Raw genomic sequence first — 18,847 nt, 5'->3', positions numbered from 1 at the left:
GACTTCTTAAAGTTTTATTAAATAATTTCTGTGACATTTTGACATTTCAGCTTAATTGGCAATGAATTTGACCCCATTGCAGCAGAAAGTAAATTTTTTATAAAATGAGCCGAAAAGAAGATAACATCAAAGACGAAGATAAAAGAGTGAAAGACCAGGTTGAGGATGCGATGGATGAAGCGATCAATGAGGTAGACCAGGCCGGTGATGATACCGAAGCAGAAGATACAGCAAGCGATAGCGAACTTAGCGAAGAAGAGCGCATGATAGAAGATCTTCAAAAAGAGAAGGATAAATTCCTGAGACTTTTTGCAGAATTTGAAAATTATAAGCGTAGAACTTCAAAGGAACGTCTTGAATTGTTCAAAACTGCCAACCAGGAAGTAATGACAGCTATGCTGCCGGTAATGGACGATTTTGACAGGGCGATGAACGAGATCAATAAGTCTGGTGATGAGAACCTTCTCAAAGGAGTTGAGTTAATTCACAACAAACTTCGCGAAACTCTAAAGGCTAAAGGTCTTGAAAGAATGGACGTGGAGCAGGGGAGTGATTTTGATTCTGAAATTCATGAAGCTATTACACAAATCCCAGCACCTTCAGAAGATCTTAAAGGTAAGATCGTAGACGTGGTTGAGCCAGGTTATAAGCTTGGAGAAAGAATTATCAGGTATCCAAAAGTGGTTACAGGAAAATAAAAACGCTTTTACAGAATTGTAAAAACACAGTATGAAAGAAGATTATTACGAAATATTAGGCGTAAGTAAAGACGCTTCAGCAGCAGAGATCAAGAAAGCATATAGAAAACTGGCTTTGAAGTATCATCCGGATAAGAATCCTGGTGACTCCTCAGCTGAAGATATGTTTAAAAAATCTGCTGAAGCCTATGAGGTATTAGGAAATCAGGAAAAACGTGCTAAATATGATCGTTTTGGTCATCAGGCCTTCGATGGCGGCGGCTTCGGCGGTGGCGGCGGTGGTATGAATATGGATGACATATTCAGCCAGTTTGGTGACATCTTTGGCGGTGGCTTTGGCGGAGGCGGAGGTTTCTCCGGTTTCGGCGGCGGCTTTGGTGGAGGACAGCGACGTGCAAAAGGGAGTAACCTTAGAATTCGTGTGAGCCTAAACCTTGAAGAGATTGCCAACGGTTGCGAAAAGAAGATCAAAGTAAAGCGTAAGATTCAGGCTTCTGGGACTACTTATAAAACCTGTACTACGTGTAACGGGTCAGGTCAGGTGACCAGAGTCACTAATACCATACTTGGTAGAATGCAAACTGCTTCTCCATGTACTACATGTGGTGGGTCAGGACAGATCATTGACAAAAAACCCGAAGGTGCAGATGCTCAGGGGCTGATTATGAAGGAAGAAACTGTTTCTATTAAGATTCCAGCAGGAGTTGAAGATGGAATGCAGTTAAAGGTTTCTTCAAAAGGAAATGATGCTCCGGGTAACGGAATTCCTGGTGATCTGCTAGTTGCGATCGAAGAGAAGGAGCACCCGAGCTTACAACGTGAAGGTGATAATCTTCACTATGACCTTTATATAAGTTATTCTGAAGCAGCACTTGGTACTTCAAAAGAGATTGATACGGTAACTGGAAAAGTTCGTATCAAGATCGAAGAAGGAGTGCAGTCTGGAAAGATTTTACGTCTTCGTGGTAAGGGTATTAGTAGTATTAATGGCTACGGAAAAGGAGATTTGCTGGTTCACGTAAATGTGTGGACTCCAAAAACCTTAAATAAAGAACAGAAAGAATTTTTCGAGAGAATGGCTAATGACGATAACTTCCAGCCGAATCCAGAGAAAAGTGACAAGTCATTTTTTGAAAAAGTAAAAGATATGTTTTCATAAAATCCAATTTTAAGAAAATTTTTATATATTTGATTATCGCTAAGTCTTTTAGCGATAATTTTTCTTTTTCATAGCAATTTTTTTCCCATCCTTAATTTATTGAGGGTGGGTTTTGTTTTTAGGGACTTTTTTGAATAATAAAATCTTCATAATCGACTTTTTCTCTATTGCTATTTCTATATCTTTAACATATTATAAAGAACTCTATGGATAATCTTTTGGTTGCCGAGAATGTCTACAAGCGCTTCGGAAAATTTACAGCTCTCAACGATGTTTCTCTAAGTATCCCACGCGGAAGTATTTTTGGACTTTTAGGTCCCAATGGTGCAGGAAAAACTACCTTTCTCAGGATAATTAACCAGATCACCATGCCAGATGAAGGCAAGGTATATCTTGATGGCAAACCATTACATCCAGATGATATCGCCCATATTGGCTACCTGCCGGAAGAAAGAGGGCTCTACAAATCCATGAAAGTTGGAGAACAGGCACTATATCTGGCAAGATTAAAAGGATTGAGTAAAGCTGAAGCTAAAGAACGGCTTAAATACTGGTTCGAAAAGCTGGAGATAGAGGAATGGTGGGATAAAAAAATCCAGGAATTGTCTAAGGGAATGGCTCAGAAAGTACAATTTGTGATCACCGTTCTACACCGTCCAAAGCTTCTGATTTTTGACGAACCCTTTAGTGGGTTCGATCCGGTGAATGCGAATCTTATCAAAGACGAGATACTGCAATTAAGAGAAGAAGGAGCTACTATTCTATTCTCTACTCATCGTATGGAAAGCGTGGAGGAGCTTTGCGATTATATAGCACTAATCCATAAATCGAATAAATTACTGGATGGCCCAATCAACGAGATCAAAAAAGCATATACTTCAAACACTTTCGAAATTGGTTTGGAAACGGCAGATAAAAATGCTTTGTATGCAGACCTGCAGTCAAAATTTGAAGTTGGACCCGCTAAGTACAAGAGTATTCAGGATGATCTTAAGCTGACCATCAAAGTTGGTGATAAAGACAATTCTAATGAGTTGCTTAGATATTTACTCAGCCAGGCGAAGGTGAACCATTTTGTGGAGGTAATTCCTTCAGTAAACGATATTTTCATTAAAACTGTGACTCAGAATGCGTAATTTAAAGTTGATCATTAGCAGGGAATATCTTGCCCGGGTACGCAATAAGACCTTCATTGTGATGACATTTTTGAGTCCGCTCATCTTTGTGGGAATGATCATGTTGATCGCTTATTTGAGTATGCTCAATAGTACCGATCAAAAGATCATTGGAATTCATGATGATACAGGAATTTTTGCTGAAGAGTTTAAAGATGGAGAGCAGGTTCAATATCTGGATCTATCAGAAAAAGATCTTCAGCTTGCCAGGACTCAGGTGCTGGAAAATGAATATTTCGGACTCATCCATATCTCTCCCCTCAATTCTATTAGCGGCAAACCAGATACGATCGAATTCTTCGGAAAAGAGACACCCGGTTTTGGAACTATAGAGAATATAGAGAAAACCATTTCAGATAAATTAACCCGTAAACAACTAATTGATAAAGGAATAGATGTTTCAGAAATAGATAAAGCGAGAGCAGATGTTAGCGTGGATATCCAGAATTTCTCAGGTGAGAAAAGTTCGAAAATGTCTAATTATATCAAGATGTTCTTTGGTGGTGCAGCCGGTTATCTGCTTATGATGTTCATTATCATTTATGGTAATATGGTCATGCGTAGTGTGATTGAGGAGAAAACCAATAGGATTATTGAGATCATTGTTTCTTCAGTAAAACCCTTTCAATTATTACTGGGGAAGGTTCTGGGAACCAGTCTTGCGGGACTAACCCAATTCGTAGTCTGGGTAATTCTTGGAAGTGTACTATTATTAGGATTGTCTACTTTCTTAGGTATTGATCCTATGGCAGCACAGACACCGGCCACTGTGGCGATGGAAAATGCTGGGAATCCAAAGATCAATCAGCTTGTGATCGATATTCTGAAGTTACCGTATGCCAGCCTGCTTAGTTTCTTTGTGATCTATTTTATTGGCGGATACTTTTTGTACAGTTCGGTTTATGCGGCGATTGGAGCTGCGGTAGATAGTGAAACTGATACACAGCAATTTATGTTTCCGGTTATTCTACCTCTTATTTTAGGGATCTATGTAGGTTTCTTTTCCGTAGTGGAAAATCCGCACGGGACCGTATCAACCATATTTTCATTTATACCTTTCACATCACCTATTGTAATGCTCATGCGTATTCCGTTTGGGGTGCCATGGTACGAGATCTTAATTTCCATCATTATTTTAATTGGAACTAATTTCGCAGTACTTTGGTTATCGGCAAAAATTTATCGTGTGGGAATATTGATGTACGGGAAAAAACCAAGCTATAAAGAATTGTATAAGTGGCTTAAGTATTAGAATGCAGGACGATCAATCTACAAAAGAGAAAGTTACAGAAGTAATTGAGGAGGATATCTGGGGTTTGATACAGGATTTCTGGAACGCCGGATTCAGTTATCAGATAGGAGGCGATGATGTAAAGATCACCGTTGGAATGGTCATTATTGTTATCCTGTCCTTTCTATTGACCAGCGTGGCATTACGATTAATTCGATCTTTCATCACCTCAAAATTGATGGACGAAGACAAGATGAAGTTTATAAGCGTCTTCAAATTCATCAAATACTTTGTTTATCTTACGGTGATCCTGATCACTTTAAGCTCCACGGGTGTAGATGTAACTATCTTGCTTACAGCTTCTGCCGCGTTATTTGTTGGACTTGGTCTGGCTTTGCAGGAATTATTTCAGGATGTAATTGGTGGTATATTTATCATTCTTGATAAATCACTTCTGGTTGGAGACATTATAGAAATGGATGGCCGGGTGGCCCGGGTATTCGAAATTAAACTAAGAACTACCAGGGCTCTTACGAGAGATGATAAGGTAATGATCATCCCAAACCATAAATTTATAAGCGATACAGTATATAACTATACGCAAAACCATAAAACCACCCGGGAATCGGTTAAAGTGGGAGTTGCTTATGGAAGTGATGTTGAAAAAGTTAGAACAATCCTTCTGGAATGCGCAAAGGAGCAGAAAGGTATTTTAAAGAAGCCTGAGCCATTCGTGCTTTTTGAAGATTTTGGAGATTCTGCTTTAATGTTTGCGTTACATTTCTATGTGTCAGACAGCTTTGTAGACCCTAAGGTGAAGAGTGAATTGAGATTCAAGATCAATGATAAGTTCAGGTTGAACAATATCACCATTCCATTCCCGCAGCGAGATGTACATATGTTTTATCCGCCAGGGAATAAAATTCCTAACAATCAAACTACTGAGAATGATGCATAAGTCCTGGATTTTGATACTATGTTTGCTGGGTTTTTCTTTTCTGAATGCCCAGACAGCTGATCTTGCCAGGATCGAATACACTTATTTTCCGCAGAAAAATTCAGATAACTCCTTCCGAAGGTTTAGAGCACAGGTAGCCTATCCTATTGCTTTAAAAAAAGATGGTGCTTACCTGGTGCCGAGCGTAGAATACAGGAACGTAAATTTCAAATTTGAAGATCCTACAGGATTTCAAACAACAGATCTTGATAGGTTTCAGTCTTTTACCGGTTCTTTAGGTTACACTTTTAAATTTGGTAACGACTGGAGATTCGGTGCCGAAGGAGGATTGAAGATAGCTTCAAATTTTTCTGAAAATACCATACTGGCAGATGATCTTATCTATACTGGTTCTGTATTCTTTGTGAAAATAAGAGATAAGGAAGAGGTAGAAATTCCTTGGAGACTTATTCTTGGGTTACGTTATAGTACTACTACCGGGTTTCCATTTCCATTGCCTATCGTGAGCTACTATAGAAAATGGGCAGAAAACTGGTCATATACGGTCGGAATCCCGAAGACCAATATGAAATATCATTTTAGCGAAAACAGTGAATTACAGGCCTTTGTTACGTTGGATGGATTTTTCGCGAATATTCAAAGAAATATTGACACTCAGCCTTTAGTTTTTAATGATAGACCAAAGGCAGAAAGTATATCCATGACAATATTGCTGAGTGGTTTAGGTTATCAATATAGCATTACCGACCATTTGAAGCTTTATATTTATGGCGGACATACTTTATTGAATGATATAAGGTTGCGTGATGCAGATCGTGAGGATCTGTACACGATCAATGAAACAAATACATTTTACGCGAGAAGCGGAATAAAATTTACAATATTCTAATGGCAAAAATATTACTGATAGAAGACGAAGCAAGCATAAGACGAGTGCTGAACAAAATACTGAGTGAAGAAAGTAAGGATTATCATGTAACCGAAGCTGAAGACGGACTTGCAGGAATGGAACTGGTGAAAAATGAAGATTTTGACCTGATCCTTTGTGACATCAAAATGCCGAAAATGGATGGTGTGGAAGTACTTGAAGCGACTAAAAAGATCAAGCCAGAAATTCCTGTTGTAATGATCTCTGGACATGGAGATCTTGATACCGCTGTAAATACCATGAAGGCCGGAGCTTTTGATTATATTTCAAAACCACCGGATCTTAATAGATTACTGAATACTGTTCGAAATGCACTTGATCGCAAAGAACTAGTCGTGGAAAATACTCGACTGAAGAAAAAGGTAAGCAAGAACTATGAAATGATTGGGGATTCTGAAGAGATCAGCAGGATCAAAGGCATGATTGAAAAAGTTGCTCATACCGATGCAAGGGTTCTTATTACCGGTCCAAATGGAACAGGAAAGGAACTTGTTGCGCACTGGTTGCATCAGAAGAGTGATCGCTCTAAAGGACCTATGATCGAGGTGAATTGTGCTGCGATCCCTTCAGAATTGATCGAAAGTGAACTATTCGGACATGTAAAGGGAGCTTTTACTTCAGCAAATAAAGATAGAGCCGGGAAATTTGAAGCGGCTAATAAAGGAACTATTTTTCTCGATGAGATTGGGGATATGAGTATGTCTGCTCAGGCAAAAGTTTTAAGAGCCCTTCAGGAAAGTAGAATTTCAAGGGTTGGAAGTGACAAGGATATTAAAGTAGATGTAAGAGTAGTCGCGGCCACAAACAAAGACCTTAAAAAAGAGATCGAGGAAAATAATTTCAGAGAAGATCTTTACCATCGTCTTGCCGTGATCCTTATCGAAGTTCCTGCTTTAAAAAATAGAAAAGACGATATCCCGCTCCTGGTAGAACATTTTAGTGAAAAGATCGCTACAGAACAGGGAACTAATAAGAAAGAATTCACTTCAGAAGCTATCGAAATGCTAAAGCAAAGTGAATGGCGTGGAAATGTACGAGAACTTAGAAATGTGGTGGAAAGGCTTATTATTCTTGGTGGTAAGGAAATTACCAGGGAAGATGTGGAGCTCTTCGGAAGCAGGTTCTAAGGTCTTTTATTTCTAGGCTTTTTAGGATCGTACTTAAGAAAATACATGGTGTCTCCACTTGGATGGTCCCATTCATGAAAAAGATCAAAACCAACCCGTTGGTAAACGATAGCATTCGTTCTACCGCGGGTTTCTGCATATAATTCCAGACCTGTATCATGTGCAGTTCTAAAGAAAACATCTTTCATTTCCTTTCCTACCTGCGTATCTGCGCCTCGGTATTCCTTTAGAATTCCCCAGAACCAGCAGTATAGATATTCACCTTCCTGAGGACGTTGATTCTTAATGTACTTCTGTGTCTTGAGAATGTCTAGCGCATTTTTCACTCCGGTTACATTAGCAACCAGCTTGAGTTGAGACCATAGATCTTTCCAGATATTATTATCCTTCTTACTGGTTTTGAAAAGAATGGCGATACCCTGGCGATTTTCAGAAACGATAAGTGCATCTTTCTCAATTGCCTTTTCTACCATATGCGTAGCGAGATACCTGAATCTCTCGTCACGGTTTTCATCATTTTTAACGACATCCATAGAAGAAGGGATCTCCTTTAAAAGTGTAGTGACCTTATCGATGATATCTTTTCTCTCTAATTTGTCCAAGCCGAATGAATTTGTGGCGAAGATAAAAAAATTAACTTTTATAAAGATCGTATCTTTAGTGGTTCATTTAATAATCTTATGAAGAAAATAGACCATACCCAGCTCAAAGTAACCGGTAATATTAAACTAAAAGAGAAGCCTACAAAGATTGAGATGGAAGCTTCAGAAGATAAAATTAAAGATAAGCTCATAGATGTACGCAAAAAGCTTGGCGACTGGCAGGATGTACTTTATGCGCACCATAAATATAGCGTGCTGGTTTGCCTGCAGGGAATGGATACTGCGGGAAAGGACAGTTTGATCAGGGAGGTTTTTAAAGACTTTAATAGTAGGGGAGTGGTGGTGCACAGCTTTAAAACACCTTCTCACAAGGAGCTAAAGCATGACTATTTGTGGCGTCATTATATCGCTTTGCCCGAGCGTGGTAAATTCGGCGTGTTCAATAGAACTCATTACGAAAATGTGCTTGTCACAAGAGTCCATCCCGGGTATATCATGAATGAAAATATTCCTGGCATCAACAGCGTTGAAGATATAGATGAAAACTTCTGGGATCAGCGTTTCGAACAGATCCGGAATTTTGAGGATCATATTGCACATAATGGAACGATCATTTTTAAATTTTTCCTGCACCTTTCCAAAGATGAGCAACGTGATCGATTATTGAGAAGGCTGAATAAGCCCAGCAAGAACTGGAAATTTTCTCCGGGTGATCTTAAGGAAAGAAAACTCTGGGATAAATACCAGGATTGTTATGAAGCTGCGATCAATAAAACTTCTACGGAAAATGCTCCGTGGTACATCATCCCGGCAGATGATAAGCCAACGGCAAGATACCTGGTTGCAAAGATTCTGAAAGATGAACTTTCAAAATATAAGGAAGTGCAGGAACCGGAACTTGCTCCGGAAATCCTGGAAAATTTAGATCAATACAAAGAAGAATTAAATGCTGAAAAATAGCAACTTCAGTTTTTGAACTGTTTAAATTCTTTTAATTTGCGACCAAATCCCAATTAATGAAAAAATTACTCTGTACCCTGGCGCTGTCTTTCTTCGGAATTCATTCAGCAATGATCGCGCAATCTTCAGATTCTCTAAATATCAGGAAGATCTATGATATGTCGCTGCTAAATGGAAAAAGCTATGAGTGGCTGGATCATCTGTCCAATCAAATAGGCGGTCGTCTATCTGGTTCTTTCAATGCTGAACAAGCGGTGGATTATACCAAAAAAGAACTGGAGAATTTAGGTCTTGACAAAGTCTGGTTGCAACCGGTGATGGTTCCAAAGTGGACTCGCGGAGAACGGGAATTTGCTTACGTACAAACAGGTCCTGGCGATACCCGTAATGTGAATATTACGGCTCTTGGTGGTTCTATTGCTACTGCTGAAGGTGGTACGAAAGCACAGGTGATAGAAGTACAGGGATTGGAACAATTAAAAGAATACGGGGAAGAGAAGATAAAAGGAAAGATCGTTTTTTATAACCGACCTATGCGCGCAGATCATATACTTACTTTTGAAGCTTATGGTGGTTGTGTGGATCAACGTTATTCTGGGGCCGAGGAAGCAGCTAAATATGGAGCTGTTGGTGTTATCGTACGTTCTATGAATCTTAGAATGGATGATCTACCACATACCGGTTCTATGAGTTATGGTGAGTTAACAGAAGATCAAAAGATACCGGCGGCGGCGATTTCTACCAACGACGCCGCATATCTAAGCAGTATGCTAAAGATTCAGAACGACCTGCAGGTCTATTTTAAAATGAATTGTAAGAACTTTCCAGATGTACAATCATATAATGTAATTGGTGAAATTACTGGTTCTGAAACTCCAAATGAGATCATGGTAGTAGGTGGTCACCTTGATTCCTGGGATCTTGGAGATGGTGCTCACGATGATGGTGCAGGAGTGGTGCAATCTATGGAAGTCCTTAGATTACTGAAAGAAACCGGGTATCAACCTAAAAAAACGCTACGTGTTGTATTGTTCATGAATGAAGAAAATGGTCTTCGTGGTGGAAATAAATATGCTGAGGTTGCAAAGGAAAAAAATGAAGATCATGTATTTGCGCTTGAAAGTGATTCGGGAGGATTTACTCCAAGAGGGTTTACTTTTAACGCGAGCGATTCTCAATTCAATAAAGTTCTGTCCTGGAAGCCACTTTTCGAGCCTTACCTGATCCATTATTTTGAAAAAGGAAGTGGTGGAGCTGATATTGGTCCGCTTGAAGGTGGCGATACGGTGCTTGCTGGATTGAGACCTGATTCCCAACGCTATTTCGATTATCACCATGCCGCGAACGATACTTTTGATGCGGTGAATAAAAGAGAACTGGAATTGGGTGCGGCAACAATGGCTTCCCTGGTTTATCTTGTAGATAAATACGGACTGGAATCTATCTCCAATACACCGCAATTGAAGAAGTAGGAAGAGAATTATTTTAAGGTCATTTCTTTAAAAGATATTTAAAGGCTCTACCTTTGCAAACTTAAATTCAAGCTTTGCAATTATCAGCTTATACGAAAGAATTCGGTAAAAACCTGAACATCGCCTACCCGGTGATGCTCGGGCAATTAGGGCATGTGATGGTAGGCCTTGTTGATAATTTGATGATCGGGAGATTGGGTGCCGCTCCACTGGCTGCAGTTTCCCTGGGAAATGCCCTGGTTTTTATAGCGATGTCTCTGGGTATAGGCTTTAGTTTTGCTATTACTCCGCTTATTGCTGAAACCGATGGTGCGAATGATGTAGAAGGTGGGCGAAGCTATTTCCACCACGGTCTTATTCTGTGTACTCTGAATGGCTTGTTCTTATTTATTATTCTGCTTATCGCAAAACCTCTGCTGTATTACCTTGATCAACCACCAGAGGTAGTGGACCTAGCCATTCCTTATCTTAATATTGTGGCTCTTTCCATGTTGCCGTTAATGGCCTTCCAGGCGTTCAAACAATTTGCAGACGGACTCTCACAAACCAGGTATGCGATGTATGCGACCTTACTGGCGAATGTGGTGAACGTTATTTTCAACTATATACTTATTTATGGGATCTGGATCTTTCCACGACTGGAGCTTGAAGGAGCTGCCTGGGGAACCCTGATCTCAAGATTTTTTATGCTCTGGTTCGTTTGGGAGATCCTCCGTAGGAAATCCAAATTTGCCGAATACTTCAAATGGTCTAAAAAGGAAATGCTGAAATGGAGTATTTTCAAAAGACTGTTATCCCTAGGATTTCCGACAGCTTTACAAATGCTTTTCGAAGTAGCTATCTTTACCGGAACGATCATTCTGGCTGGAAACCTGGGAACGAATCCGCAGGCTGCAAACCAGATCGCTCTCAACCTGGCAAGTATGACCTTTATGATTGCGGTTGGTTTGGGTGTAACGGCAACTATTAGAGTCGGCAATCAGGTAGGATTAAAGAAATACCGGGAACTAAGACGAATAGGAATATCGATTTTCCTGTTGGTTTTCCTTATTGAAGCTGTATTCGCACTTTTATTTGTACTGCTGAAGGATATTTTACCAACATTTTATATAGACAATGCTGAAGTGATCTCACTTGCCGCACAATTGCTGGTGATAGCAGCCTTATTTCAATTAAGTGATGGCATACAGGTCGTGATCCTTGGCGCTTTGAGAGGACTACAAGACGTAAAGATCCCCACGGTATTCTGTTTTATCGCTTACTGGATTATCGGATTTCCGGTGAGTTTCTATTACGGCCAGCCAGAAAGGCTTGGTAGTATGGGAATCTGGCTCGGTTTACTGGCTGGTTTAACAGCTTCAGCTATTATGTTATATTTCCGATTTAATTATCTAAGCCGAAAATTGATTAGAACTATAGAAGCAAAATTAAACACATAAACTATGGAATTACCAAAGTTCATATTAGGTGATAATACTGATTATCCTGAATCTATTTTTGTGGTACATACCGAATTCCCACGCTTTGTTATCGACCTCAAAGACGATGAAGTAGAATGGCTGGAAGAATTTGATAAAGAGGATGAAAAGGAATTATCTGGTGAAATGGAAGGCATCATTAAAGATGCTTCTGAATTTTATGACCGCGAAGTAAGCAGGTACGAAGAGAACTAAATGGAGAAATTAGTAGCCCTGGACAAAGAACTTTTTCTGTATCTCAATAACCTGGGTGCAGAAGAGTGGGACTGGCTCTGGATCGCGATCAGTGATAAATGGATGGCGATTCCATTATACGCGCTATTGCTCTATTTGATATTTCGAAAATTCGGATGGAAGGCCACGCTGCTTACGATGGTGGTAGTAACACTGCTCATTACGGCTACAGATCAGCTGGCAAATTTATTTAAACATGGATTTGAAAGACCCAGACCATGCCGGCAGGAAGGAGTCATGGAATACGCCAGGTATGTTGCAGAACGATGTGGCAGGTTCGGTTATTTCTCTGCTCATGCTGCAAATTCAACTGGAGTGGCTGTTTTCCTCGGACTTTTATTCCGAAGAGCGTATCCAAAAATGCTTTTATTATTGAGTATCTGGGCCCTTGTGGTTTCATATAGCCGGATCTATCTGGGAGTACATTATCCAGGAGATGTAGTTACCGGTATTTTGATAGGAATAAGTTTTGGATTCTTATTCCATGAACTAAGGAAATATCTTTTTCTGAAGTTTCTGAAAGACTAGGATAATTTCAGCAGTGCACGGGCGGCAGTGAATGCAGTAGTTTTATTTTCTTCAATCAGTCTGAGTTGCTTTTCAAGTTCTATTTTAACCTTAGCATCATTGTAAAACTGACTTTTCAGGTGATCGTTAATACTCTGAAATAACCAGAACTTGTTCTGTTCCTGCCTGTTGTGTTCGAAATGGCCGTTATTGTCGGTGGAATTTTTAAACTCCGTAATCATTTCCCATACTTCGGAAATCCCCTTTTCGTATAAAGCACTAATTAATTGTACCTGTGGTTTCCACTCACTCGGTTTTGGCGGGTAGAGTTGAAGCGCACGTTTGAATTCGAGTCTTGCTTCACGGGCAGCTTTTTGATTCTCGCCATCAGCTTTATTAATTACGATCGCATCTGCCATTTCTACGATACCGCGTTTAATTCCCTGTAATTCATCACCGGCACCAGCCAGTTTCAGCAGTAAAAAGAAGTCGGTCATACTATGAACTGTCGTTTCACTCTGCCCAACACCAACGGTTTCAATAAGAATGACATCAAATCCTGCTGCTTCACAAAGCAGAATGCTCTCCCTTGTTTTCCGAGCGACACCTCCTAAAGAATCCCCACTTGGCGAAGGACGAATAAAGGCATTTTTCTGAGTGACCAGTTTCTCCATTCGGGTTTTATCTCCCAGGATACTTCCGTGAGATACCGAGCTACTGGGATCTACCGCCAGAACCGCAACCTTTTTTCCCTGATTTATAAGATAGGAACCAAAACTTTCGATGAAAGTACTTTTTCCAACTCCGGGAACTCCGGTAATCCCAACGCGAATCGATTTCTTGGCGTGGGGCAATGCTCCTTCCACGATTGCTTCAGCCATTTCTTTATGCTTCAGTTGATTGCTTTCCACCAGAGTGATACTTCTTCCTAAAGCAGTCTTATTTCCTTTCAGCAAATCTTTCAGCAAAGATTTTTCCGAACATTTTTTGCGGCGGGAATCTCTTATTCTTCGGGCAGATTCTGCACTAACATTTCCTGAGGAATTATTGCTTTGAGATTCGCTTAGCGCAGACTTATGCTGATGTTCGTTCAAAATGAAGCGGTAATTTTTATGAGAAAATTATGACTAGCTTTTTCAGGCATCTTTAAATGCTTGGTATATTGGAGAAAACTAAATTACTTAAATTATTTTACGCAATGAAGAATTTGTATAAAACTACAGTCACTACTCAGGGAGGTCGTAACGGGCATACTCGTAGTGAAGATGGTATACTGGATATGGAATTGAGAAAACCTAAAAGCCTTGGTGGTGAAGGTGGAGACTATTCTAACCCGGAACAATTATTTGCAGCGGGATACTCCGCATGTTATGGTAGTGCTTTGGAGCATGTTGCAAAACAACACAAGATCGATCTTGGAGATTATAGCGTTACAGCTACAGTAAAACTAGGTCAGACAGATTCTGGAAATCTTCAGCTTTCTGCAATTCTGGATACCTACATTCCAGGAGTTGATGTGGAAACGGGTGAAAAGCTGGTAAATGAAGCTCACGAAGTTTGTCCTTATTCCAGAGCTACCAGAGATAACATCGACGTTACTCTAAACCTGATGCTGGACGAAGACTAATATCATCCAGATATAATAGTATTAGTTGAGGCGCCTGCAGGCGTCTCTTCTTTTTTTATAGGGATCTCTATTTTTACCTGATCCCAGACAAGTTCCATGGAAATAAAGTCGCCGGCTTCTTCAAAGGAAATAGTGAATTGCTCGGTAATTTCAGCAGATTTCTCAACTGGTCTCTCCAATACCAAAGCATCAAATTGCGGATCTCTATAAGCTTTTTTATCCATGTCTATTCCCCAGGGATACATTTGATCGTTAAAGATCACCTTCCAGCTATCCTGCTTCGGAATGCTCCAAAGAGTATATTTTCCAGCTTTCAATAGACTTCCATCAACTAGAATATCTGAAGAGGTTTCAAAAGTTGTAGCTTCGTTTGCACCGGTTCGCCAGACTTCATCATAAGGTACAAGTTTACCGAAGATCTCGCGATCTTTTCTGTAGGGCCGGTTGTAAAATACCTCCAGTCCTATCCCGTTCTGCTCATAAGTAGCAACATCCTCAGGACTATGAGCTTTCGTAGTATATCTCATTATAAGCATTGTAAGTAAACCAGCGATGATCAATCCTCCGGCAATACTCAAGCCTGTTTTTAGTTTAGAGTTCATTTTCTAGCATTTATTATAACCTATCCAATAAACCTGCCATAAGGTTTACTTGCGCTAATCGCTTTAAATGTAAGAATATAGAGCGATTGTGAAATAAATTTCGGAATTTTTGCAACGCGGACTTTATTGGTTCGTCTTTAGAATGAACTAACCCATCAAAAACCAATCAAATTGATACAGCATAAGCTAATAGAAGCTTGCCAAAACAACAGCCGCAGGGCCCAGTTGAAGCTGTACAACAAATATTGTGACGGGATGTACTATGTGGCGTTGAGATTTATGAAGGATACGATGGAGGCCGAGGATGCCATGCAGGAAGCATTTATCAAAGCTTTCTCTAAGTTACATCAATTCAATGGCGAGGTCACTTTTGGTGCCTGGTTAAAGAAGATCGTGATCAATAAATGTCTGGACAAACTCAAGGCAAGAAAATTGGAACTGGTAGCCATCAACGAGCAAACGCTTGGTACCGTAGAAGAAGAGAATGACTGGCAGGTGGATGACGGGATCGGGATAGAAGAAGTGAAATTGAAAATGCAGGAGCTGCCCGAAAAATACAGGTATCCTTTGATGTTGTTTTTAGTGGAAGGCTACGATCATGAAGAAATAAGCGAAATCCTGGATATAACCCAGGTGGCATCCAGAACTCTGGTGCATAGAGGAAAAAAGAAATTGCAGGAAGAATTAAAATACTTGAGTCATGGGACAGGATATTAGGAAGATGTTTCAGGAGAAGCCGGAACAGGAAGAACAGAAACTTCAGTCAGGGCACCAACAACGCTTTGAAGATCGATTGAATAAGGCTATGCCAGTGGAGAAAAAGAAGAACAATTTTTATTTCCTCCAGATAGCCGCAGGACTTATGATCGCACTTGCTGTGGGAGCATTCTTATACTTCAGTAATAACGAAGCTGAAACAGTGAACTCACCGCAAATTGTGGAAACTCCTTCCGAAGAAAAAGTAGAAAGTGAAGAAGTTCCCGGAACAGACTACAGGTTGAGCGATGTCTCCCCTGAGTTTAAGAAGATCGAAGATTATTATATGGCCAGTTTAAATATACAATTGGCTAAACTGGACATGACGCCAGGAAATAAAGAACTTATAGATGCATTTATGAGAAAACTGGAAACTCTGAATGATGAATACATCGCACTTAACGCGGAAATTCAGGAGACCGGTTTGAATGAGGAAACAGTGGAAGCTATGATCGCGAACTTGCAGCTTCGACTGGATCTTCTGAAGAAATTGAAGAACAAATTAGATGAAATCGAACAATCAAAAGACCTTAAAAATGAAAACTATCAAGCATAAATATATGTTATTGATGCTGCTCTTTATCACGGCAGGATCGTTTGCTCAAACAAGCAAACTGAAGAATTCCTATAAGACTTCAGCAAATGTGACCGTGGAACTGGATTCCAGGTATACCAATATCATTGTAGAGAACTGGGATAAGAACGAGGTTGCCGTGGAAGCCTATCTAAACGGAAATTCCGGTAACAAAAAAGCTACGAAAGAACTACTGGAAAACTGGCAGGTAAAAACCTCGAAAAATGGTGATCGTGTAAAGATCAAATCCAGTGGAGGAGGTAACACCAATATGAACATGAATCTTGACCTGGACCTTTCAGGACTTGAAGAGCCATTGTCTATGCTGCCGGAAATGCTGCAACCTATGATGAATGAACTAGTGGGGCCTTTATTGGCTAATATTGCACAAAATCCGCTACCGGAAGGTTTTGCTGATGATATGGAGGAAATGAAATTCGATTATAGCGCTTATAAAAAAGACGGTGACAAGTACCTTGAAAAATGGGAGTCTAAAATGGACAAAAAGTTTGGCAAGGAATACGAAGCGAAGATGGAGAAGTGGGCTGCTGAGGTTGAGAAGAATTCTGAAGAATGGGAAAAAGAATATGAAGTGAAGATGGAAGCCTGGGGCAAGGATTTCGAAAAAGACATGGAAGCCTGGGGTGAGAAATTCGGAAAGAAAATGGAAGCCTGGGGAGAAAACTTCGGAAAACAGTTCGAAGCCAATATGGAAGCTAATGGCGGACTTATGTTTACCGGGAATAGTGACGGAGTTTCATCAAAAAATCAGAAAACCATCAGGATCAAAGTTCCGAAGGATGCAAAACTGGAACTGAACGTTCGTCATGGTGAGTTAAAACTTGGGAGTACCATAAAAAATCTGAAAGCCGATCTGTCTCACAGTCGGCTGTCAGCCAATAGACTCACTGGAAAAGATACAAGGGTAAAGGCAGCGTACACACCGGTGAAAGTCGCTTACTGGGACTATGGAGTGCTTTCAGCAGAATTTGTGAAGAACTGTATAATAGACAAGGCGGTGAGTATCAAGCTGGAGTCTAATAGTAGCGATGTGGTAATCAATGAACTTCAAAAAACAGGAGTGCTTAGTGGTAGCTTTGGAAAGCTGGACATTAAAAATCTTGGTTCAGGATTTCAGGATCTTAATATCAGTCTGGAAAATAGCGATCTGGAACTCAGTGTACCTGAAACTGCTTTTAATTTCAGTTTCAATGGAATGCAAAGCAATATTAAGCACCCAGCCGGCATGAAGTTGAAATCCACAAAATCCTATGATAACGAGATGCTGAATGGTTACTTTAAATCGAAAAACGGAAGCGGTAATATTACGATCAAGGCAAATTATAGCGATGTATTGATAAATTAAGATCTAGCCCTTACATTTGGCTTACTAAGCTGAACGCAATGATGGAATTTTCCGAATTTATAAAGAGTCTTACTTCAGAATTCACACCAGTTATAGGTGGAGAGTATGCACAGGAAGACTATGAGTATATTGATCTCTCACAAAATAACAGAGATCTGCTGAAACTGGAAGTGGCATCATCTGCCGCTTTTTCGGTTTTCATAGATGAATTTCTGAGAAACCGATCGGCTAAAGCTGCGTATGGTGGTTATAATGAACTACGAACTTTGTATAACCGTAGTGAATTGTTCAATCATTCGAGTTCGAATAGAAATATTCATATAGGGCTGGATGTTTGGGTTCCTGCTTATTCAGATATCATAACTCCGCTAGATGGGGAGGTGCATAGCTTTCAGGATAATTCAAATTTCGGAGATTATGGACCTACGATTATTTTAGAGCATCAGCTTGATGGACAGTCATTCTATACCTTGTACGGACATTTATCCCGCGCCTCACTGGATAATTTGGAAACAGGAATGCAATTCCAAAAAGGAGATAAAATTGCTGAACTCGGAGATTACGCCGAAAATGGCGATTATGCACCGCATTTACATTTTCAGATTATCAAAGATATGCAGGGCAGGACAGCAGATTATCCAGGCGTGGTTCGAAAAGAAGAGCTTGAAGATTATTTGCAGAATTGTCCTGATCCTAATCTATTATTGAAAATTTAGAAGCCTCTCTTCGGAATTATATACCTAGCAATCTATTTTCTTCGAATGAACAGCGCAACAATGGCTGAGGTCACCACTCCAACAACCAGCGCAAAGAAGAACGACTGAAGGATATAGGAAGTAAGATTAAAATATTCTTCCGCAGCTTCACGAGTCATACTGCCTCTTTCAACTGTATGATCTATAATATTCGGAAAGTATTCTGGTGTTATGAAAGTGTGAGTGATATACTGCGCCAGCGGAGTTAAGATAGCCACGACGATGCTCACCACAATTCCAGAAATGAATCCCTGAGACCAGTTCATCTTACCTTCGAAGAAATTCTTCCTTTTATCCAGCAACGCGAGTACGTAAATTACGATCGCTACAATTCCAAAGAAATTAGTGTAGATCGCATGCTTGGCGATAAGTTCATCATGCCAGCCCAGGGATTTTTCCAGGAACATCCATAATAAGGATACTATGCTAAAAATTATTCCCCATTTAATTTCGATCGCGAAGCGTTTCATACTGATGATTTATTTTGTTAAAATTACTAAAAAAATACATTAGTAGAAATCCGAAACCTGTTTTAAAATCTGATTCTAATAAGGGTTTTAGTCTCATTTTTTGGAGAGTGTTCATTCATGAATAGGGTTAAAATACTCAGGCAACGTCACCACCTTAAGATAGTATGG

The 18,847-nt window shown here is 40.0% G+C and carries 21 protein-coding genes; 17 read left to right on the top strand and 4 right to left on the bottom strand.

What is annotated here, in order from left to right; genetic code table 11:
• Positions 1 to 104 precede the first annotated feature (104 nt).
• The 7 genes from JM79_RS12510 (at position 105) to JM79_RS12480 (ending at position 7,276) form a co-directional block, all read left to right on the top strand.
• Positions 105 to 698, top strand: a complete 594-nt coding sequence (locus JM79_RS12510; protein ID WP_141878469.1) for a nucleotide exchange factor GrpE — start codon at positions 105 to 107, stop codon at positions 696 to 698.
• 31 nt (positions 699 to 729) lie between these two features.
• Positions 730 to 1,857, top strand: coding sequence for a molecular chaperone DnaJ (dnaJ, locus tag JM79_RS12505; protein WP_141878468.1), 1,128 nt, complete (start codon positions 730 to 732; stop codon positions 1,855 to 1,857).
• 206 nt (positions 1,858 to 2,063) lie between these two features.
• Entirely contained in the window at positions 2,064 to 2,993 is a 930-nt protein-coding gene (locus JM79_RS12500; protein WP_141878467.1) for an ABC transporter ATP-binding protein, read from the top strand.
• Positions 2,986 to 4,284 (top strand): ABC transporter permease, encoded by a 1,299-nt coding sequence (locus JM79_RS12495; protein WP_141878466.1) that lies wholly within the window; start codon positions 2,986 to 2,988, stop codon positions 4,282 to 4,284. The genes JM79_RS12500 and JM79_RS12495 overlap by 8 nt, the downstream gene beginning before the upstream one ends.
• 1 nt (position 4,285) lies before the next feature.
• A complete protein-coding gene (locus tag JM79_RS12490) occupies positions 4,286 to 5,221 on the top strand; it encodes a mechanosensitive ion channel domain-containing protein (RefSeq protein ID WP_141878465.1) in 936 nt (311 codons plus the stop codon).
• Positions 5,211 to 6,110 (top strand): DUF6268 family outer membrane beta-barrel protein, encoded by a 900-nt coding sequence (locus JM79_RS12485; protein WP_185739497.1) that lies wholly within the window; start codon positions 5,211 to 5,213, stop codon positions 6,108 to 6,110. Before JM79_RS12490 ends, JM79_RS12485 begins: the two co-directional genes overlap by 11 nt.
• The gene (locus JM79_RS12480) at positions 6,110 to 7,276 is read left to right on the top strand and encodes a sigma-54 dependent transcriptional regulator (RefSeq protein ID WP_141878463.1); all 1,167 of its coding nucleotides are present in this window, start codon (positions 6,110 to 6,112) and stop codon (positions 7,274 to 7,276) included. Before JM79_RS12485 ends, JM79_RS12480 begins: the two co-directional genes overlap by 1 nt.
• On the opposite strand, the gene JM79_RS12475 is transcribed toward JM79_RS12480, so the two are convergent.
• Positions 7,273 to 7,878, bottom strand: coding sequence for a hypothetical protein (locus JM79_RS12475; RefSeq protein ID WP_141878462.1), 606 nt, complete (start codon positions 7,876 to 7,878; stop codon positions 7,273 to 7,275). The genes JM79_RS12480 and JM79_RS12475 overlap by 4 nt on opposite strands.
• A 78-nt stretch (positions 7,879 to 7,956) precedes the next feature.
• Here JM79_RS12475 and JM79_RS12470 point away from each other — a divergent pair, with 78 nt between their 5' ends.
• The 5 genes from JM79_RS12470 (at position 7,957) to JM79_RS12450 (ending at position 12,550) form a co-directional block, all read left to right on the top strand.
• A complete protein-coding gene (locus tag JM79_RS12470) occupies positions 7,957 to 8,838 on the top strand; it encodes a PPK2 family polyphosphate kinase (protein WP_141878461.1) in 882 nt (293 codons plus the stop codon).
• Positions 8,839 to 8,948: 110 nt separating this feature from the next.
• Entirely contained in the window at positions 8,949 to 10,310 is a 1,362-nt protein-coding gene (locus JM79_RS12465; RefSeq protein WP_260443488.1) for a M20/M25/M40 family metallo-hydrolase, read from the top strand.
• Positions 10,311 to 10,384: 74 nt separating this feature from the next.
• Positions 10,385 to 11,749 carry an MATE family efflux transporter gene (locus tag JM79_RS12460; protein WP_141878459.1) on the top strand — a complete coding sequence of 455 codons (1,365 nt, stop codon included), beginning with the start codon at positions 10,385 to 10,387 and terminating at the stop codon, positions 11,747 to 11,749.
• 3 nt (positions 11,750 to 11,752) lie between these two features.
• Positions 11,753 to 11,983, top strand: coding sequence for a hypothetical protein (locus JM79_RS12455; protein WP_141878458.1), 231 nt, complete (start codon positions 11,753 to 11,755; stop codon positions 11,981 to 11,983).
• Entirely contained in the window at positions 11,984 to 12,550 is a 567-nt protein-coding gene (locus tag JM79_RS12450; RefSeq protein ID WP_141878457.1) for a phosphatase PAP2 family protein, read from the top strand.
• Here JM79_RS12450 and meaB read toward each other — a convergent pair.
• Positions 12,547 to 13,623 carry a methylmalonyl Co-A mutase-associated GTPase MeaB gene (gene meaB / locus JM79_RS12445; protein WP_141878456.1) on the bottom strand — a complete coding sequence of 359 codons (1,077 nt, stop codon included), beginning with the start codon at positions 13,621 to 13,623 and terminating at the stop codon, positions 12,547 to 12,549. The two genes, JM79_RS12450 and meaB, sit on opposite strands and share 4 nt — an antisense overlap.
• A gap of 104 nt (positions 13,624 to 13,727) precedes the next feature.
• Between meaB and JM79_RS12440 the strand changes: the two genes are divergently transcribed.
• Positions 13,728 to 14,156, top strand: coding sequence for an organic hydroperoxide resistance protein (locus JM79_RS12440; protein ID WP_141878455.1), 429 nt, complete (start codon positions 13,728 to 13,730; stop codon positions 14,154 to 14,156).
• Between the two features lie 2 nt (positions 14,157 to 14,158).
• Here JM79_RS12440 and JM79_RS12435 read toward each other — a convergent pair whose 3' ends face one another.
• Positions 14,159 to 14,758: a DUF2911 domain-containing protein gene (locus JM79_RS12435; protein ID WP_141878454.1), complete on the bottom strand. Its 600-nt coding sequence runs from the start codon at positions 14,756 to 14,758 to the stop codon at positions 14,159 to 14,161.
• A gap of 225 nt (positions 14,759 to 14,983) precedes the next feature.
• Between JM79_RS12435 and JM79_RS12430 the strand changes: the two genes are divergently transcribed.
• From JM79_RS12430 to JM79_RS12415, 4 genes are read left to right on the top strand one after another with little or no spacing between them, the layout of a single operon-like run.
• Positions 14,984 to 15,475: a sigma-70 family RNA polymerase sigma factor gene (locus tag JM79_RS12430; protein WP_260443429.1), complete on the top strand. Its 492-nt coding sequence runs from the start codon at positions 14,984 to 14,986 to the stop codon at positions 15,473 to 15,475.
• Positions 15,459 to 16,070 (top strand): hypothetical protein, encoded by a 612-nt coding sequence (locus JM79_RS12425; RefSeq protein ID WP_141878452.1) that lies wholly within the window; start codon positions 15,459 to 15,461, stop codon positions 16,068 to 16,070. The genes JM79_RS12430 and JM79_RS12425 overlap by 17 nt, the downstream gene beginning before the upstream one ends.
• Positions 16,051 to 17,454: a DUF4097 family beta strand repeat-containing protein gene (locus tag JM79_RS12420; protein WP_141878451.1), complete on the top strand. Its 1,404-nt coding sequence runs from the start codon at positions 16,051 to 16,053 to the stop codon at positions 17,452 to 17,454. Before JM79_RS12425 ends, JM79_RS12420 begins: the two co-directional genes overlap by 20 nt.
• A gap of 38 nt (positions 17,455 to 17,492) precedes the next feature.
• Complete coding sequence (locus JM79_RS12415; protein ID WP_141878450.1) at positions 17,493 to 18,170, top strand: peptidoglycan DD-metalloendopeptidase family protein; 678 nt, start codon at positions 17,493 to 17,495, stop codon at positions 18,168 to 18,170.
• A gap of 32 nt (positions 18,171 to 18,202) precedes the next feature.
• Here JM79_RS12415 and JM79_RS12410 read toward each other — a convergent pair whose 3' ends face one another.
• Positions 18,203 to 18,679, bottom strand: a complete 477-nt coding sequence (locus JM79_RS12410; protein ID WP_141878449.1) for a DUF4199 domain-containing protein — start codon at positions 18,677 to 18,679, stop codon at positions 18,203 to 18,205.
• Positions 18,680 to 18,847: the final 168 nt, after the last annotated feature.

The organism is Gramella sp. Hel_I_59 (genome assembly GCF_006714895.1).
In the GTDB taxonomy this organism is placed as follows: Bacteria; Bacteroidota; Bacteroidia; order Flavobacteriales; family Flavobacteriaceae; genus Christiangramia.
Note: the sequence above shows the minus strand (reverse complement) of the source record. Positions and strands in the feature narration are given on the sequence as shown.

Bases quoted from the DNA above. Each gene is read 5' to 3' on its own strand.
- JM79_RS12510 (WP_141878469.1), top strand. From the start codon at position 105: ATGAGCCGAAAAGAAGATAACATCAAAGACGAAGATAAAAGAGTGAAA.
- dnaJ (WP_141878468.1), top strand. From the start codon at position 730: ATGAAAGAAGATTATTACGAAATATTAGGCGTAAGTAAAGACGCTTCA.
- JM79_RS12500 (WP_141878467.1), top strand. From the start codon at position 2,064: ATGGATAATCTTTTGGTTGCCGAGAATGTCTACAAGCGCTTCGGAAAA.
- JM79_RS12495 (WP_141878466.1), top strand. From the start codon at position 2,986: ATGCGTAATTTAAAGTTGATCATTAGCAGGGAATATCTTGCCCGGGTA.
- JM79_RS12490 (WP_141878465.1), top strand. From the start codon at position 4,286: ATGCAGGACGATCAATCTACAAAAGAGAAAGTTACAGAAGTAATTGAG.
- JM79_RS12485 (WP_185739497.1), top strand. From the start codon at position 5,211: ATGATGCATAAGTCCTGGATTTTGATACTATGTTTGCTGGGTTTTTCT.
- JM79_RS12480 (WP_141878463.1), top strand. From the start codon at position 6,110: ATGGCAAAAATATTACTGATAGAAGACGAAGCAAGCATAAGACGAGTG.
- JM79_RS12470 (WP_141878461.1), top strand. From the start codon at position 7,957: ATGAAGAAAATAGACCATACCCAGCTCAAAGTAACCGGTAATATTAAA.
- JM79_RS12465 (WP_260443488.1), top strand. From the start codon at position 8,949: ATGATCGCGCAATCTTCAGATTCTCTAAATATCAGGAAGATCTATGAT.
- JM79_RS12455 (WP_141878458.1), top strand. From the start codon at position 11,753: ATGGAATTACCAAAGTTCATATTAGGTGATAATACTGATTATCCTGAA.
- JM79_RS12450 (WP_141878457.1), top strand. From the start codon at position 11,984: ATGGAGAAATTAGTAGCCCTGGACAAAGAACTTTTTCTGTATCTCAAT.
- JM79_RS12440 (WP_141878455.1), top strand. From the start codon at position 13,728: ATGAAGAATTTGTATAAAACTACAGTCACTACTCAGGGAGGTCGTAAC.
- JM79_RS12435 (WP_141878454.1), bottom strand. From the start codon at position 14,758: ATGAACTCTAAACTAAAAACAGGCTTGAGTATTGCCGGAGGATTGATC.
- JM79_RS12425 (WP_141878452.1), top strand. From the start codon at position 15,459: ATGGGACAGGATATTAGGAAGATGTTTCAGGAGAAGCCGGAACAGGAA.
- JM79_RS12420 (WP_141878451.1), top strand. From the start codon at position 16,051: ATGAAAACTATCAAGCATAAATATATGTTATTGATGCTGCTCTTTATC.
- JM79_RS12415 (WP_141878450.1), top strand. From the start codon at position 17,493: ATGATGGAATTTTCCGAATTTATAAAGAGTCTTACTTCAGAATTCACA.
- JM79_RS12410 (WP_141878449.1), bottom strand. From the start codon at position 18,679: ATGAAACGCTTCGCGATCGAAATTAAATGGGGAATAATTTTTAGCATA.